General features: G+C 66.5%; 12 protein-coding genes. 7 read left to right on the forward strand and 5 right to left on the reverse strand.

Going from position 1 to position 17,391, the window contains the following annotated elements:
- Nucleotides 1-72 precede the first annotated feature (72 nt).
- Nucleotides 73-2,067: a nucleoside-diphosphate sugar epimerase/dehydratase gene (locus tag VF168_07140; GenBank protein HEX7003944.1), complete on the forward strand. Its 1,995-nt coding sequence runs from the start codon at nt 73-75 to the stop codon at nt 2,065-2,067.
- 147 nt (nt 2,068-2,214) lie between these two features.
- The gene (locus VF168_07145; GenBank protein HEX7003945.1) at nt 2,215-3,840 is read left to right on the forward strand and encodes a polysaccharide biosynthesis tyrosine autokinase; all 1,626 of its coding nucleotides are present in this window, start codon (nt 2,215-2,217) and stop codon (nt 3,838-3,840) included.
- Nucleotides 3,841-4,027: 187 nt separating this feature from the next.
- On the opposite strand, the gene VF168_07150 is transcribed toward VF168_07145, so the two are convergent.
- A complete protein-coding gene (locus VF168_07150) occupies nt 4,028-6,235 on the reverse strand; it encodes a tetratricopeptide repeat protein (GenBank protein ID HEX7003946.1) in 2,208 nt (735 codons plus the stop codon).
- Nucleotides 6,236-6,382: 147 nt separating this feature from the next.
- Here VF168_07150 and VF168_07155 point away from each other — a divergent pair, with 147 nt between their 5' ends.
- Nucleotides 6,383-7,354 carry an S-layer homology domain-containing protein gene (locus VF168_07155; protein ID HEX7003947.1) on the forward strand — a complete coding sequence of 324 codons (972 nt, stop codon included), beginning with the start codon at nt 6,383-6,385 and terminating at the stop codon, nt 7,352-7,354.
- Nucleotides 7,355-7,358: 4 nt separating this feature from the next.
- Entirely contained in the window at nt 7,359-8,315 is a 957-nt protein-coding gene (locus tag VF168_07160) for an alpha/beta hydrolase fold domain-containing protein (GenBank protein ID HEX7003948.1), read from the forward strand.
- Nucleotides 8,316-8,493: 178 nt separating this feature from the next.
- Here VF168_07160 and VF168_07165 read toward each other — a convergent pair whose 3' ends face one another.
- Together VF168_07165 and gatB are read right to left on the reverse strand one after the other, a co-directional pair.
- The gene (locus VF168_07165; protein HEX7003949.1) at nt 8,494-10,386 is read right to left on the reverse strand and encodes a hypothetical protein; all 1,893 of its coding nucleotides are present in this window, start codon (nt 10,384-10,386) and stop codon (nt 8,494-8,496) included.
- Between the two features lie 138 nt (nt 10,387-10,524).
- Nucleotides 10,525-11,958: an Asp-tRNA(Asn)/Glu-tRNA(Gln) amidotransferase subunit GatB gene (gene gatB / locus VF168_07170; protein ID HEX7003950.1), complete on the reverse strand. Its 1,434-nt coding sequence runs from the start codon at nt 11,956-11,958 to the stop codon at nt 10,525-10,527.
- A 115-nt stretch (nt 11,959-12,073) separates the two neighbouring features.
- Here gatB and VF168_07175 point away from each other — a divergent pair, with 115 nt between their 5' ends.
- Entirely contained in the window at nt 12,074-12,502 is a 429-nt protein-coding gene (locus VF168_07175; protein HEX7003951.1) for a bifunctional nuclease family protein, read from the forward strand.
- Between the two features lie 86 nt (nt 12,503-12,588).
- Nucleotides 12,589-13,203, forward strand: coding sequence for a GTP cyclohydrolase I FolE (folE, locus tag VF168_07180; protein HEX7003952.1), 615 nt, complete (start codon nt 12,589-12,591; stop codon nt 13,201-13,203).
- A gap of 19 nt (nt 13,204-13,222) precedes the next feature.
- On the opposite strand, the gene VF168_07185 is transcribed toward folE, so the two are convergent.
- Nucleotides 13,223-14,356, reverse strand: coding sequence for an ABC transporter ATP-binding protein (locus tag VF168_07185; GenBank protein ID HEX7003953.1), 1,134 nt, complete (start codon nt 14,354-14,356; stop codon nt 13,223-13,225).
- A gap of 112 nt (nt 14,357-14,468) precedes the next feature.
- Here VF168_07185 and VF168_07190 point away from each other — a divergent pair, with 112 nt between their 5' ends.
- Nucleotides 14,469-16,151 carry an iron ABC transporter permease gene (locus VF168_07190; protein ID HEX7003954.1) on the forward strand — a complete coding sequence of 561 codons (1,683 nt, stop codon included), beginning with the start codon at nt 14,469-14,471 and terminating at the stop codon, nt 16,149-16,151.
- 91 nt (nt 16,152-16,242) lie between these two features.
- Here VF168_07190 and VF168_07195 read toward each other — a convergent pair whose 3' ends face one another.
- The gene (locus VF168_07195) at nt 16,243-17,322 is read right to left on the reverse strand and encodes a Fe(3+) ABC transporter substrate-binding protein (protein ID HEX7003955.1); all 1,080 of its coding nucleotides are present in this window, start codon (nt 17,320-17,322) and stop codon (nt 16,243-16,245) included.
- Between the last annotated feature and the right edge of the window lie 69 nt (nt 17,323-17,391).

Here is a 17,391-nt window from a genome sequence, read left to right on the forward strand (position 1 = left end):
CGAATCGGGGGGCAACATGAATCGCATTGCGAGCGAACGGAGCCGGGCCAGCTGGTCCGGAAAGAAAGAGGAGTGCCGGCAGGAAGCGACGGCCCACCTGGGCCTACGGGCTTCTACATGACGGCGCTCTCCGAACGCATCTCGGCACTCGTGCCGGCGATCCCGATGTTGCCCCGCCACTGGAAGGTGTGGGCCGACCTGGGGATCATCATCCTCGCGACGCCCCTGGCGTTCGCGGTCCGCTACGACATGCGCGCGCCTGATCACGGCCTGCTGCCGGTACTGATCGCCACCATCTTCCTGCTGGCGCTCAAGGGCGCTCTCTATCTGCGCCTGGGGCTCCACTCGCGCTCATGGAGCAGGGTGACCTTCCGCGACCTGGGCGACCTGACGTTCATGCTCCTGGTCGTCGCCGTCGTGGGCACCCTGGTCCTGCTGGCGTTCGGCAACGCCCTGGGCATACCCCGCTCCATCGCGCTTCTCGACGCGCTGATTTCCCTCGCCCTCATGGCGGGGGCCCGCGCCGTCGCCCGCTATCTCTACGAGAGTCGCCGCAGCGAGGAGGTCGAGCCGGCGAACCGGAGACGCGTCCTGATCGTAGGCGCCGGTGAAGCGGGCTCGATGATCGCCCGCGAACTGCTGCGGCATCCGGAGACCGGTCTCAAGCCGGTCGCCTTCCTCGACGACGACCCGCAGAAGATCGGCCAGCGCTTCGCCTCGGTACCGGTCGTAGGCAGGATCTCCGATGCGGCCGAGGCGATCTCGGAGCACGGCGTGGACGAGGTGCTGATCTCCATGCCTTCCGAGAACGGCCACACGGTCCGGAGGGTTATCGAGACGCTCCAGGACGTCAAGCCGAACCTCACCTACAAGATCGTTCCGGGGATGTACGAACTGCTGAGCGGGCGTGTCGCCATCAAGCGGATGCGGGACGTCGAGATAGACGACCTGCTGGGCCGCCCGCCGGTCCGTCTCGACATCGGGGCGATCGAGAACTACCTGCGCGGCAAGCGGGTGCTCATCACCGGCGCCGGCGGCTCGATCGGCTCCGAGCTGGTGCGGCAGATCTGCCGTTTCGGTCCCGAGGAGCTGATCCTCTTCGGCCACGGCGAGAACAGCATCTATGCGCTCGAGCGGGAGCTCGAGCGGAATTGGCCGGACATCCGCTACCGGAGCGTCATAGGCGCCATCCAGAACGGCTCGCGCCTCGAGTACATCTTCTCGACCCACCAGCCGCACGTCGTCTTCCACGCCGCCGCTCACAAGCACGTGCCGCTGATGGAGCTCAATCCCGAGGAGGCGGTGTTCAACAACATCGTCGGCAGCCGCAACCTGGTCAACCTCGCGCTCAAGTACCACATCACCCACTTCGTCAACATCTCCACGGACAAGGCGGTGAACCCGACGTCGGTGATGGGCGCTTCCAAGCGGATGGTGGAGTTCCTGGTCCAGGACGCCGCATCGAAGGCGGCTCCCGACCAGACGTTCGTGTCGGTGCGCTTCGGCAACGTGCTGGGCAGCCGCGGCAGCGTGATCCCGGTCTTCAAGAGTCAGATAAATGCCGGCGGCCCGGTCACCGTTACCCACCCCGACATGGTCCGCTACTTCATGACCATCCCCGAGGCGGCGCAGCTGGTACTGCAGGCGGCGGGGCAGGGCGACAACGGGGAGATCTACATCCTCAACATGGGGCAGCCCGTGAAGATCCTCGACCTCGCACGCGACCTGATCAAGCTCTCGGGCTTCGAGCCGGAAGTCGACATCCCGATCGTCTTCACCGGCACCAGGCCGGGGGAGAAGCTGTACGAGGAACTCATGACCAGCGAGGAGAAGAGCCGGGCAACGCCACACGAGAAGATTTTCGTAGCGCGGGCCGAGCAGTTCTCTCCGATGGAGCTGCACCACACCGTCGACCAGCTGCAGGAGGCGGCGCTCAACTCGGATCACAGGCGCATCAGGGAGGGGTTGCAGAGCTTCATCCGCGGCTGCGCCTTCGCTCCGGCTCCCGAGGGGGCGGAAGGGGAGGCGCAGGCCGCCGCCAGCAGGCCTACGACTGCCTCGAACTGAGGTCGCTCTGGATCGGCTGTGACGGGTCGGGAGGCCGTGGCCGGGGCCGCTGGTAGAGTCTAGCCCAGGGAAGTAATCGACCGTCTGACCAAGGGGTTCCCGTCGTCGCCATCAGGCGGCGGGAACGATAGTGGGGGTCACTTGAGCATGCAACAAGAAATTACCGTCGATATCGGGGCCCTGTTCCGCTTCATCGCCCGGGGGCTGATCCTTGCCCTCCTGGTCGGTGGCGCTCTGGCGTTCGTGGCTCTGCAGTTGAGCCGCAGGCAGCCGCCCGTCTATGAGGCGGAGGCAACGGTCCTGGCGGCGCAGACGAACCCCGAGTTCAGACAGTTCGGACTCTCGTTGGTCACCGCTCCTCCTCTGGACGTAAGCGCCTACCGCGCCGCGGGCACCAGCGACCCGGTACTGGCCGAAGCGCTCCGCCGGATGGGCGCCGAGAACCCGACCGATACCGACATCAGGAGGCTCCGGGGACGGATCTCGGTTCAGGCCGAGGAGACGGTGAGTTCCAGCCTCATCTACGTGAGTGGTCAGGGCTCGACGCCCGGAGCGGCAGCCAACCGCGCCAACGCCGTGGCCAACGCGATGGTCAGCTGGGACCGGGCCCGGGCGAGCGAGGACATGGAGCAGCTCGTCCAGTCGCTCGAGCTGCAGATCGCCAACCTGAGCGAACAGATCCGCTCACTCCAGACCCTGAACGACCCGTCGGTCGCCGACCAGATCGCCGGGCGCATAAACCTGCGCGCCGAGCGGCAGGAGCAGCTCTCCTACGCCCGCGCCCTCAGCGCCTCGGCGACGCCGTTGCTGAGCGTGCTTCAGCCGGCCAACCCGCCTGGGGCGCCGATCTCCCCCCGGCCGATGCTCAACGCCGCGGTGGCGTTCATCCTGGGGGTTCTCGCGACCTATGGGTTGCTCCTCCTGAGGCGCGCCCTCGACACTCGGCTCACCGGTGTCGCCGACCTCGCGCACGCCGCCGGGCTCCCGGTCCTGGCGGAGTTCCCGCGGTTCCACCGTCTCGACAAGAACACGCTGCGGGAGGCCTCCAGCTACCTGCGCACCAACCTGCTCTTCTCGACGGCCGATACCCATCCGAAGATATTCCTGATAAGCAGCGCCCAGGGGGGTGAGGGGAAGACAGTGACGGCGACGAGCCTGGCTGAAGGATTCGTCCGGAATGGCTACCGCACCCTCCTCGTCGACGCCGACCTGCGGTCGCCATCGCTCGCCAAGATGTACCGGATAAGCGGCGGCAACCGCTCCTCGCTCGCCGACTGGCTGCAGGAGCCGTACGGTCAGCACCAGCCGGTCGAGGTATCGGTGAGCCCGAAGCAGCATCTCTCCGTGATCCCGGTGTTCCAGCCCGTCAACCAGCCTTCCGAGCTGCTGAGCATCGGCTTCCGCTCCTGCCTCGAGAAGTGGCGCCAGGAGTACGACGTCATCCTGATCGACTCGGCGCCCATACTGGCGGTGGCAGATTCGCTCACCATCGCACCCTTCTGCACCGGCACGATCCTCGTCACGCACCTGCAGAAGACCGACAGGAACCAGATACGCACCGCGGTAGACCTGGTGCGGCGCATCGGCGCCCGAGTGCTGGGGGTGGTGGCGACGCACGTGCAGAACGAATCGGGCCGGGGACCGGTCTACGGTTACGGCTACTCCCCGCCTCAGGAGCCGGGCGCGCCCAGCGACCGGAGCAGCGGCGGGGGCATGAGGAGCTCCCTCCCGAAGGCGCCCAAACCGACGCTGCGTCGCGACCGGCCTGCCTGACCCTACGGTCGTTTACATGCTCGCCGCCCGGTAACCCGTGCGGCGAGCTTTTTGGTGCGCTCATGGACAGTGCGGTGCGCTGTCGGATCTCTGCTGGTTGGAGGAGCTCGCCCGTCGTCGCCGCCGGTCGTTACGGCTCTGCTTACCGCGCGCTGAGGCGCCCCGGCGTCGGCCGCCGGCCGCCGGGCTACTGTGGCCAGCCGGGGAAGGGCACGCCGTCGGGCACCACCATCGCCGTGAAGTGGACTTCCATAGGGTAGTAGAGCTCGGGATCGGGAGGCTCCTCGTTGCCGTTGCCGAGCAGGTAGCGACTGTCGATCGGCAGCCCGGAAGGATCCTTGATCACCAGAATCACGCTCTCCAGCCCGTTCTGCCAGTCGATCCCCTCGAAGCCGCTCATGCTGGCGAGCGGCTGCTGCGCCTCGTAAACCCCCTCCTCCTCGAACACGAGGAGGTTGCTGGAGGTGCAGGCGGGCTGGACCGATATCGAATCGTTCGGCACCAGGCAGAGCTGGTAGTGAACAGGCTCGTCGCTCGGTTTGGCGAGCACCTCGAGGCGCTGATAGAGCGTGCCCGAAGTGAACTGAGCCAGGTTCCGCTCGAGGTTCTGCCCGGCCAGGAACGAGAAGGCGCCCGAGCCGCCCTCCTCGGCGCTCACGTGAGTGATCACCTCGTCGGCCACGACGAGCACCGAGCTGGAGGTGGCGGGCAGGGCGGCTCCGGCTACCTGCTCGTCCCGGTTCGGGGGCAGAGGTGCTGCCTCGGCGACCGGAGCATCCTGGGTCGGGGGCAAAGGTGCGGCGAGAGCGCCGCCGGCGGGGTTAGGCCGGCCTTCGTTGGTCGCCTCTGCAGCCCCGCCTTCGGGGAGCGCCGCTTGCTCGCCGGCGGCCTGGTCTCGAGCCGCCTGCTCTGCCCCTTCCTCCTCGGCAGCGGCTGCCTGAGCTGCCGCCTGCTCTTCCGCGGCTCGTTCTGCCTCGGCCTGGGCTCTGGCCTCGGCCTCCGCTCGCGCCTGTGCCTCTGCCTCCGCCTGTGCCTGTGCCTCCGCCTGTGCCTGTGCCTCTGCCTCCGCTCGGGCCTGTGCCTCGGCCTCGGCCTGCGCCCTGGCTTCCGCTTCCGCCTGCGCTCGAGCTTCGGCCTGAGCTCTCGCTCGCTGCTCTGCCAGCGCTCGGGCCTGGCGTTGCTCGCGTAGCTGCTCCTCGGCCGCCGAGATGTAGAAGCGATAGCTGGAGTCTTGGGGAGCCAGCTGCGCGGCCCGCTGGAAGCGCTCCAACGCCTGCTCGAAATCTCCGCGAGAGAACTGGATCCTGCCCAACAGGGCGTGAGCTTCGGCTATCTCGGGGTTCCGTGCCAGCGCCTCCAGGAGCAGCTCCTCTGCCCGCACCGAGTCGCCCCGTTCGTACGCCGCGGTGCCCTCAGAGAAGGCGGCATACGCTTCCTCGCCGTAGCGGGACCTGTTTCGCGCCAGCGCCAGTGCGGCCCGCGCCTCGTCGTGGTCGGGTTCCAGTTCGACGAGTCGTTGCAGGTAGGCGACGGCGTCGTTGGGGCGTCCGACCTCGAGCGCGACCCGGCCCGCCCGCTCGAGCGCCTCGGCATAACGGGGGTTCAGTTCGGCGGCCCTGGCGAACTGCCTCAGCGCCTCCTCGGACTGCCCCTGAGCGTAGAGCGACTCGCCCCGGTCGAACGCGTCGACCGCCTCGACCCCGTACTCGAGGTAGGCATCTACCCTCGCAAGGAGGTTCCCGGCCTCTTCGTCGAGCGAGGCAAGCCTCTGGGCGTACTCTCTCGCCGCCTCGATCTCTCCGACGGCCAGATACGACTGCGTCAGCCTTCTGAGCGTCAGGCGGTCTTCCGGATTCAGTTCGTGAGCCTGTTGCAGGTAGGGGATCGCCCGCCGGTAATCCTGATTCGAATAGCTGTTGAAACCCAACCAGGTGGCGGCGCCCAGGAGCTGGTTCCGCGCCTGGGCATCCATCTCACCGCCCAGTTCGAGGTACGACTGCCAGGCGTCCCAGGCCCTGCTGTACCAGCCGGTGACGCTGTAGACCTGACCGAGGAACCGGTACGGTTGAATACTCTCCGGCGCCAGGCGTTGCGCCCTCTGGCCCAGTGAGATCGCTTCGTTCCAGAGAGGCTGATCCGGGAAGTGGTCCGGGTAGCTGACCATGGCGAGGGCAGCCGTCTGCTGGCCCTGACGCAGTACCTCGCGCGCTTCGTCGCTCAGTCCCTGCGCCTGCGCGGGTTGCAGTGAAAAGAGGAGCAGCCATGCGCAGAGAAGGCCGAGCGACCACCGGCCAACCGACTGCCATCTCCTCAACGCTGCGTTCACTTCGGAAGTGCCCCCGTAGGCGCGAGCCCATCGGATGCGCCGACGCACCCCGGCACTCGCGAATGCCACTCCTCATTGTAGCTCCGACAGCAAGCGGCCTTGTGACGGTGGCGGGCCCACGACCACAGTCACGGAGGGAAAGGGCGGCCGGCGCTAGCATGGAGCGGAGCAAACCGCCACCTGAGCGAGGAAAGCTCGTTCGCTCGAGGAGTCTCGATGGAACGGAAGAAACCTCTGACTCTCGCCCTGTTCATCCTTGCCCTGATCGGATTGGGCTGGGTTCAACCGGCCGGGGACTGGCGCAGCCAGGCGATCAGCAACCTCAGCGAGGAGGGGATCGATCCTGCGTTCCCCGACGGGTCGTTCCTGGGCGAGGGGACGCTCACGGGGTATCAGGCGGCGGTACTGATAAACCGGTTGCTCACCGAGGTCGATCAGAGGACGGGCTGTCCCGATCCGCTGGCGGGACTCCCGACACCTGACGCGACGTTCGAGGACGTGCCGGCCGATCACTGGGCGAGCGAAGCCGTCGACCGCGTCGCCGCGCTCGACGTCGCGGCAGCCTTCCCCGACGGTCGGTTCAACGGGGCGGAGTTCCTGACGGGGTACCAGACGGCCTTCCTCGTCTCCCGCGCCCTGGAGGTGGTCGAAGCGAAGGCTGCTTGCGGCGCGACCGCCGCGGACGAGCAGCGGACCCAGCTGGTGCAGCGGCTCGACGAGATAGAGGCGCAGATCCAGTCCGGTGCGCTGCAGGGACCACCGGGACCGGCCGGTCCGCCCGGACCCGCTGGCCCGCCCGGTCCTCAGGGACCGCAAGGCGAGGTGGGGCCGCCAGGACCGCCAGGGGAACCGGGAGAGGATGGTCTGGACGGAGAACGTGGCCCTGAGGGCCCGCCCGGACCGCAAGGGCCGCAGGGACCACCTGGAGAGCCCGGACCAGCCGGAGTCAGCTGCTGGGATCTGAACGCGAACCGGAACCCAGACCTCTCAGAGGACGTGAACGCCGACGGAGTCGTGGACGTACTCGATTGCCAGGGTCCGCCGGGACCGCCCGGACCACCAGGGCCCGAAGGACCCAGGGGACCGCGAGGACCCGAAGGGCCGACTGGCCCGGCAGGTCCGCAGGGGCCGGAGGGTCCGCCTGGACCACAGGGACCGCAGGGCCCCCAGGGACCTCCTGGAGACTAGGCAAGTGTTCGAAGCGGAGAACATCGATCGCCCGGCGTCCGAACAGGAACGACTGGAGAAGCTTCTTCGGGAGCTTCGCAATATCGGTAAGCAGCTGCGGCTGGGAGTCGACGCGGTGCGCTCGGGCAAGATCCCGGGGGAGGTCCTGGTGCAGGGGATGCGCGCTCAGGACCCTCTCCCGGCCGGGCCTGCCGTCGAACTGCAACCCCTTCCGACAGGCGGGTCGTTCGCCTGGTTGGGCCCGGAGAGGGCCACCACGGCCGTCCTCTACTGCCATGGCGGGGGCGGTGTCTCGGGCTCGGTTGGCGGACATCGGGAGCGGATGGAGAAGCTGGGTCGACTTTGCGGTTCGCGCATCTTCGGCCTCGAGTACCGTCTGGCTCCGGAGCATCCGTTCCCCAGCGACATCGACGACGCCGTAGCCGGCTACCGAGCGCTGCTGGCCCAGGGCATCCCGCCCGAAAGGATCGCCTTCGCCGGCGACTCGCACGGGGGCGGGATCGCTCTTGCCGCCCTGATCAGGGCCCGGGATCTGGGCGAGCCGTTGCCGGCGGCGGCCTTCCTCGCCTGCGGAGTCTTCGACCGAACCGTCGTCGTGCAGGAGGGCTTCCTCGAACGCGAGGTCACCTGGGAGCTGAACGACCCGGTACTAAGTTACGGGCCGTTCCTCCGTTGGCTGTGTGAGACCTACCTGGGTGGGGAGGACCCCGCGAATCCGCTGGCTTCCCCGCTACTTGCAGACCTGTCGGGACTACCGCCTCTCTTCATCCAGGCGGGGGAGAAGGAGGTCCTGCGCGGGCAGAGCGAGAAGTTGGCGCAGGCGGTGTGGCGAGCCGGGGGCGAAGCAACACTCGACATCGTCACCGACATGTTCCACAACTTCCATGCCTACCCGCTGGTGGCAGCGCGCGCGGCGGTGGAACGGGCCGCGGAGTTCTTGCAGGAGAGACTGGATCCTTGAGTCGACTCCGCTTCTCAATCGGTGGGCTCGAGGGGCTGCCGTGATCGTCGACGCCGCCGGGCTGATGAAGTTGATGGAGGCGGTCACGTCGATCGAGTTCGGATGCTTCATCGGAACCCTGGGCCGTGTGGCCGCAACAACGTAAGGTCTTGGCAGGCGCCTCACCGGTCGGTTGTGCTCACCCCGGGGACGAGGACCCTGTCCCGACTTCCATGCCGCCCGCGCCCTCGTCGCGGGCGGCCGTGAAGGTGATGCTGACGCTCCTGTTGGCCGTCATGTCGACCTCGCAGGCGTTGCTGTCGCCTGCCCCGCTGCAATCGCCTCCCCAGGCGAAGGTCGTAGTTGTGTCATCGGGCTGGGCGGTCAACGTCACGCGGTCTCCGTCGTCGTAGCTCTCCGTGCAACTGTCGGTGCAACTGCTGCCCGCGGGTGGCTGGTAAGCGAGAGTTCCTGGGCCCGACACATCGAGCGTCAGGTTGAACCTGGCCATGAGAGGACTGAATGTGGCGGTGATTTCCGCTGGTTCGTTCATCCGGAACGAGCACGGATTCTCAGTACCGCTGCAGTTGTCGCCTGTCCAGCCTGTGAAGGTCGATCCTTGGTCCTCGTTCGCTGTGAGGGTGATTGTTTGGCCTTCGTCGATCGGTACGGTGCAGTCGCTATTGCACGTCTCGTCGACGGGGTCGATGTGGATGCTGCCGCTGCCTTGTCCGGCGATGGTGAGGTCGAGGTTGTGTTGTGTGACTGGTACCGGTTCGAAGGTGGCGGTTTCGTTCGCTGGGCCGTTCATGACGAACGTGCATGTGTTGTTTTGTCCGTTACAGTTGTCGCCTGTCCAGCCTGTGAAGGTCGATCCTTGGTCCTCGTGCGCTGTGAGGGTGATTGTTTGGCCTTCGTCGATCGGCTCGGTGCAGTCGCTATTGCACGTCTCGTCGACGGGGTCGATGTGGACGCTGCCGCTGCCTTTTCCGGCAATGGTGAGGCCGAGATTATGCTCTACCACTTGCTTTTCGAAGGTCGCGGTCACTGACCTATCTTCTGTCAACGTAATTTTGCAGTTCACTACGTCGGCACAGGGGCTGCTCCAGCCCACGAACTCCCAGCCACTTGCCTCGTTTGGAGTAAGGGTCACAGGGGTACCCGCCGAGAAGGTCGCTTCGCAGGTTTCGTCAGGGCCGCAGTCGATCCCGCCGGGCGAGCTGGTTACCGTTCCCTGTCCCACCACGGTGGTGGCCAGAAGAAACCTCTGGCGGAAGACCGCAGTTACCTCCTGATCCTCGTTCATCTGCACCGTGCAGGTGGAGTTCGTGCCGCAGCTGCCGCCGTCCCAGCGTTCGAAATCCCAACCGGACGCAGGGTCGGCGGTGAGGGTCACCGATTCCCCCATGGTCACGTCGACTGAGCAGTCGTTCGGACATTCGATCCCCGGGCCGCTAACGCTGCCGCTGCCCGTCCTGTCCACCGACAGCGTGAACCGACGGAGGTTGACGGTGGCCGAAACATCCACCTGACCCTGAACCGTGACGATGCAGAAGTCGTCACGCTCGCTATCGGCGCATGCACCTCCGAATCCTGCTGCCACCGAGTCGTCGGCCGGGTTCACCAGCAGGCTCACCTGAACCGGCGTGTCGTACGCCCGTACGCAGTCGCCCGCGCAGTCCTCGCCCGGTTCGAGGCGCACGCTTGCCTGCCCGTCACCCTGCATGTCGAGTACGAGAACGTTGTCGGCGAATACCGCGGTGACCGTCTTGTCGCCGTCCATCGTCAGGCTGCACGATCCGGTGCCGCTGCAGTCGCCGTGCCATCCGGCGAAGCCCTGGACACCACTCGCCTGCGCCTGCAACTCTATGGTCACACCCTCACCAATGCGGGCGGTGCAGTCGTTCACGCACTGGAAGTCGAGTTCTTCGATCGTGACGATTCCCGTGCCCTCCACGATCACGTCGAGCGCGAAGGTACCTTCCGTCGCGCCCGGCTGGAGGCCATCGGAACCGGTCTGGGTGCACGCCGCCAGCAGGGCCGACAGCAGCAGCGCCACCAGGCCCAAGGTCGCAATGCGCAGTTTGCTCATCCCGTGAAATCCCCCTATCGGTCCGCAACGGGTCGGTAAAGGTTGCGGTACCAATGATAGGGCGGGGCAGAGGGCTCGCGCGTGACGGTTGTTCGGCCCTCGAGCGCGCCGTCGACCGTAAGGGGGCGACAGGGACGACTAGCTCGTTACTTCGAGTTTCTCGTTCAGCAACTGGCGGACCAACTCGGGTTTGGCCTTCCCGCGGCTCTCCTTCATCACTAACCCCAGTAGCGCGTTGACCGCCTTCGGGTTCTCACGAGCGCTCCGCACGATCGTTTCGTTGGCGCCGAGTACCCGCTCCACCAGACGCGCCACCTCGTCTTCGTCGGCGATCTGACCCAAGCCTCGCTCGGCCACCAGCCTGCCGGGCTCGGCTCCCGCCATCACCTCGGGCAACAGATCCTTCGCGGTCTTGCCCGAGATCTCACCGCTTTCCACGAGCCGCACCAGGGCAACCAGCAGTTCGGGCGTGAGCGAACTCTGGGCCAATCGCTCACCACGCCCACGCAGATAGCCGGTGACGTCGCCGTTGAGCCAGTTTGCGACGGCCTGCGGTTCTCCGCCCGCCTCGAGCGCGGCGTCGTAGAAGCGGGCGAGTTCGACATCGAAGGCGATCAGGTTCGCGTCGAACGAGCGGACGCCCAGCGCCAGGTACCGTTCCCTCTTCGAGTCGGGCAGTTCAGGTGTGGCTCCACGTACGCGCTCCAGCCACTCGCTGGTGATGCTCACCGGCGGCAGGTCCGGGTCGGGGAGGTAGCGGTAGTCGGCACTCTCCTCCTTCTCGCGCATCACGTAGGTCTTCTGGCCCCCTTCGTTCCAACCGCGCGTCTGCTGGCTCACCTCGCGGCCATCCTCGAGCAGTTGCGACTGGCGCCTGATCTCGAACGTCAGGGCAGCCTGAACGCTCTTGAACGAGTTGAGGTTCTTCACCTCGACCTTCGTTCCCAGCGGGTCGCCGGGCCGCCTCAGTGAAACGTTGACGTCGGCCCGCATCTTCCCCTCTTCGGGCGACGCGTCCGACACCCCGAGCGACTGCGCGATCGCCCGCACCCGATTCAGGAACTCGCGGGCTTCTTCGGGCGTCCGGAGGTCGGGTTCGGTGACCATTTCGATCAGCGGCGCGCCGGCCCGGTTCAGGTCGACGAGGCTGTAGTCGGCGTAGGCGGGGTGGACCGAACGGCCCGCGTCCTCCTCCAGATGACAGCGGGTGATGCCGATGCGGCGGCCGTCATCGAGATCGATGAAGCCGTGCTCCCCGATCGGCCGGTCGAACTGACTGATCTGATAATTCTTGGGCGCGTCGGGGTAGAAGTAGTTCTTGCGGTGGAACTGGGTGCGCTCCGGTACCAGGCAGTTCAAGGCGAGGGCGAACATTATCGCCTTCTCGATCGCCTCCCCGTTGGCGACCGGGAGCGAGCCGGGGAGGCCGATGCACACCGGGCAGGTGTGCGTATTCGGCGGGTCGCCGAAGGTATCGGCGGAGCAGCCACAGAACATCTTGCTCCCCGTTTTCACCGCGAGGTGGACCTCGAGGCCGATCACCGCTTCGAACTCGACACTCACGAGGGACACGCGGAGAGTCTACCAACGTCAGCCGAGAAGTACGGGCGCCTGCGAACCCGGCGGCGACGGCCGATTCTGGTGCTGGACAACTGGTTGGCCAAATGTGCTGCGCTAAGATGAGTCCATGGTCGAAGCCGTCCTCGAGGATATCGCCGTGGCCGGCGAGGGGAACCAGTTCCTGGTGCTTCTCCGGACGAAAGACGACGACGTGTTGCCGATAGTCATCGACGCGCTGCAGGCGATGTCGATCGCGGCGGGACGCTCGGAGGAGTCCGTTATCGGAAGGCCCCTCACCCACGACCTGATGCTCTCGGCCCTCAAGATGTTCGACGCTACCGTCGCACGCGTCGAGATCACCGACCTGGTCGAAGGCACCTACTACTCGATGCTGATCCTCGAGCGGCAGGGCGTGCACTTCGAGGTGGATGCGCGTCCCAGCGACGCTCTCGCGCTCGCCGTCAGGTCCAAGGCGCCCATTCTCATAGCCGAGCACGTGATCGAGCAGAACGCCCTCACCGATGACTATTCGGGTGGCGGGGGCTTCGAGGCCTGAACCGATCGAACTGAGAGCGATACCACCACGTCGCCCGCGACATGAGCGGGCAGGCGACGGTGAGTAGACTGACTCAGGAGACCACGATGGCCGACACATTCGACGATCCATTCGCTGTGGACGGTGAGTCCACCGCCATCGCCACGCTGAACGAGGCCCAGCTCACGCCCCTCGTCCGTGATTTCATCGTCGCCCTAGGCGAAGACCCGGAACGGGAGGGCCTCCTGGCCACGCCCGAACGGGTCGATCGTTCCTGGCGCTTCCTCACCAGCGGCTACCATGTCGACGTCGCCGAAGTAGTCAACGGCGCCCTGTTCGAGGCCGAGGGTTCGGAGATGGTCGTGGTGAAGGGGATAGAGTTCTACTCGGTCTGCGAGCACCACATGCTGCCCTTCTTCGGCAAAGCCCACGTAGGCTACATCCCCAACGAGCGACTCCTGGGACTCAGTAAGTTCGCGCGAGTGGTCGACGTCTTCGCCCGGCGGATGCAGGTCCAGGAGCGGATGACGTCGCAGATCGCCGACGCCCTCGACGAACTCCTCCAGCCGCAAGGCCTGGCGGTGGTCACCGAGGCGAGCCACCTCTGCATGATGATGCGAGGTGTCGAGAAGCAGGGTTCGAGCACCCGCACCAGCGCCATGCGCGGAGTCTTCAAGAGCGACGCTCGCACCCGGCAGGAGTTCCTTGACTCTCTGAGCTGAGCGGCGTCCTGGCGCCGGTCTACTGCTTGACCGAGCCGGTGCTGGCCTCGAGCGGCACCGCCGGCCCGCGACTGCTCACCCGTACCGTCTCACCAGCCTGGACACGGCACTCCGGCCCCGTCTGCACCGTGATGAGCTCGTCGTGCCCCTCGACTTCCGTGGCCGTGCGGCAGAGGTAGGTGAGATCGTGCCCCTTGAACTCGCGGCTCAGGACGTCTACGAAGATGCCGCCGTCACCGCCGAAGGTGAGGTCCTCGGGACGCAACGAGAGCAGCAAGCGGCCCTCGGCCCTGCGGGTCAGGGGCAGGGGGCCGAAGATCGTTTCGGCCACCTCGCCGCAGCCGGTACCACGCAGCAGGTTGGTACGCCCCAAGAACTTGGCGACGAAAGCGGTGCGGGGTCGTTTGTAGACCTCTTCGGGAGTTCCCAGCTGCTCGAGCCAGCCGCTCCTCATCACCGCCAGCCGATCGCCGAAGGTGAGCGCTTCCTCCTGGTCGTGAGTGACCATGATGGTCGTCGTCCGGGTCGTCTTGAGGATGCTGCGGACCTCTTCCCGGGTCGCCTCCCGGAGTGCCGCATCTAGGTTGCTGAACGGCTCGTCCAGCAAGATGACCTCGGGCCCCGGCGCCAACGCCCTCGCGAGTGCCACGCGTTGCTGCTGGCCACCCGACAGCTGGTGGGGGTATCGCTTGCTGAAGACCGTCAGCCCGACGAGACCGAGGACCTCTTCGGCGCGCTCCAGGCGTTCTCGCCTCGAGCGCGCCCGTACCCCGAACGCCACGTTCTGGAGCACGGTCAGGTGGGGGAAGAGGGCGTAGTCCTGGAACACGAACCCTATGGCACGGCGCTCGGGCGGCACCCAACTGTTCGGTCCGACGACCTCGCGACCACCCACGTGAACGGTACCGGAGTCGGGTACTTCGAAGCCGGCGATGAGCCGCAGGAGCGTGGTCTTGCCGCAGCCCGAAGGTCCCAGCAGGCAGAGGATCTCGCCCTCGTCGACGCTCAGGTCGAAGTCGGAGACGGCCGGTTGCTGCGGATCGGCGTAGCTCTTCACGAGCCCGTCGACGCGAACTATCTCGAGCAGGCACGGGGCCGCGCTCGAGCCTCGTGCTGAAAGGTAGGCGCGCTTGTCGGTGGTGGTCGTGTTCATCGCATCGGATGCCTTGGCAGAGGGGAGTTTCGGCTCCCTTGCCGGCAGGGTAACAGAATCCTTATCGATTTACTAGGTATTCCGACCGGCATCGGCGTATGCTTGTGTGCCGGTGCAGAGATCAGCATCCAGCGACGATAGGAGTTTCGGCAGAAGGAGGATCCGGCTGGGCGGCTGGAGCATAGCCGTCGTCGCGATCGCCCTCCTCGTCGCAGCGCCCATACTGGTTGTGCTGAGCAGCGTCTTCGCTCCGGCCGGCGACATCTGGAGGCACCTGGCCTCGACCCTGCTTCCGGAGTACGTGCGCAACTCGTTCCTGCTCATGCTGGGCGTGGGGACGGGCACGATGCTCATCGGCGTGAGCGGCGCCTGGCTCGTAACCATGTGCCGCTTCCCGGGCCGCGGACTCTTCGAGTGGGCTCTCCTGCTTCCGCTGGCCATCCCGGCCTACATCATGGCCTACGCCTATACCGATTTCCTACAGTACGCCGGTCCCCTGCAGAGCGGACTCAGGGCAGTTACCGGCTGGGGGATAGGCGACTACTGGTTTCCCGACATCCGCTCATTAGGCGGCGCCATCCTCCTCCTCACGCTCGCCCTCTACCCCTACGTCTACCTGCTGGCACGGGCAGCCTTCCTCGAGCAGGCGGTCTCGATCCTCGAGGCCGGGCGTAGTCTCGGGCGCAGCCCCTGGCGGGCTTTCTTCGTGGTCTCGCTGCCGCTGGTGAGACCGGCCGTGGCGGCCGGCGTTGCCCTCGCACTGATGGAGACCTTAAGCGACTTCGGCACCGTCGAGTACTTCGGGATCGTCACCTTCACGACAGGGATCTACCGCACCTGGTTCGGGCTTGGCGCCCCGATCGCGGCGGCGCAGCTGGCGGCCTTCCTGCTGCTCTTCATCCTGGCGCTGCTCGTGCTCGAGCGCAGCCTGGGCAGGCGGAGGAGGTCACAGGGCGGCGCCAGCCGCTACCGAGCGCTGGGAACCTTCCCGCTCTCGGGGGCGAGGCGTCTCCTCGCCTTCGGAGCCTGCCTGCTGCCCATCCTCCTCGGCTTCCTGGGCCCCGCTGCGATCCTTCTCGAGATGACGCTCAGCGACACTTCGCGTTCTCTGGGTCCCGACCTCCTCGAGTATTCCCGCCACACCTTCGTCCTGGCGGCCATAAGTGCTGTCCTGGCTGTACTGGTCGCGCTCCTGCTCGCCTACGGGAAGCGGGTGCGGCCCAACATTCTCACCCGCGCCGCCACTCGGATAGCCTCCATCGGCTACGCGGTACCCGGTTCGGTGATAGCCGTGGGCGTCCTCATGCACCTGGGCTGGATCGACAACCGGATCGACACCTGGACGAGGAGCAGCTTCGGGTTCTCCACTGGACTGCTGCTCAGTGGAACGATCGCCGGTCTGCTCTTCGCCTACCTGGTGCGGTTCCTCGCGATGTCGCTGGGTGCTGTCGAGTCGAGCCTGGCGAAGATCACGCCGAGCATGGATGAAGCCGCCCACAGTCTGGGTCACCGGTCGCTGTCGACGTTGCTGCGGGTGCACGTCCCGCTGATGCGCGGCAGCCTGCTCAGCGCCGCGCTCCTCGTGTTCGTGGAGGTGACCAAGGAATTGCCCGCGACGCTGATAGTGCGGCCGTTCAACTTCGACACTCTGGCCGTGCGGGCTTACCGGCTGGCTTCGGACGAGCGGCTCACCGAGGCCGCCGGCGGGGCGTTGATGATCGTCCTGGTGGGGATCGTTCCGGTCTTCCTGCTCAGCCGGGCCATCGCCCGATCCCGTGAACTGGGCGACGGCTGAGCAGTGAGATGCCGCCCGGCATCGGTCCCCTGCAACGTGTTCGGGCGCGCCCTGCGTGGGCGCGCCCGAACACGCGTCGGTAGACGACCGGTCAGCGCCAGCCGGCCCGGTCCATCAGCATCACAGCTTCCGGGTTATTCTCCCCCAGCAGCGCGATGTTCACGTCATCGGCCACGAACTCGCCGAAGCTCTCCGCCACCTCCGATGCCGGGACGCCGTCGACGACCGGGAACTCGTTGTTGCCCTGAGCGAAGATCTCCTGTGCCTCGGGCGAGGTGAGGTACTCGATGAAGCGGACCGCGTTCTCGGGGTGTGGCGCGGTAGCGACGACCCCGGCGCCGCTGATGTTGACGTGAGCGCCGCGCCCCTCCTGGTTGGGGAAGAATAGCCCGACCTTCTCGGCGACCTCGCGATCGGCGGGGTCGTCCGATGCGATCAGCCTGGCGAGGTAGTAGTGGTTGACCACGGCCACGTCGCACTCGCCCGCCGCCACCGCCAGTATCTGGTCGGTGTCGCCACCCTGGGGCCGGCGCGCCATGTTGTCGACCAACCCTTCGGCCCACTCCTCGGTAGCTTCGGCTCCGTTGGCGGCGATGAGGGAGGCGACCAGCGACTGGTTGTAGACGTTGCTGGACGAGCGGATGCAGATGCGGTCGTCCCAGCGTTCATCGGCGAGGTCCTCGTAGGTGGAGAGCTCGCTCGGGTCGACGGCTTCTTCGTTATAGACGATCACGCGGACGCGCTGAGTGAGACCGAACCACTTGCCTTCGGGGTGACGCAGGTTCTCCGGGATGCGCTCCTCGAGAACCTCTGAGTCTACCGAAGCCAAGATCCCGGCCTGCTCGGCCCGCCAGAGGCGTCCGGCGTCGACGGTGATGAACACGTCGGCCGGGCTGTTCCGTCCCTCACTCTCGATCCTGGCGATAAGCTCGTCGGCATCCGCCTCGATGACGTTCACCTCGATACCGGTCTCGTCGGTGAACTCCTCGTAGAGCTCCTCGTCGGTCGGGTAGTGGCGGGAGGAGTAGACGTTGACGACGTCGGCCGAGGGATCGGCGACCGCGGTGTCGTGGGCCCGCTCCTCTTCGTGTTCGCCGGGTCCACTGGCGAGCGCGGCTGGTGTGAATAGCAGGCAGAGCAGGGCTAGAAGGCAGAGTCGTCGGATGTGCATCGTTAGGTCCCCTTCCGTTCCGGTTGCGTGTTTTCGGCGAGAGCGCCGACCTGGAGTAAACCTGAGTGG

It is taken from the genome of Trueperaceae bacterium, assembly GCA_036381595.1.
In the GTDB taxonomy this organism is placed as follows: Bacteria; Deinococcota; Deinococci; order Deinococcales; family Trueperaceae; genus DASVCN01.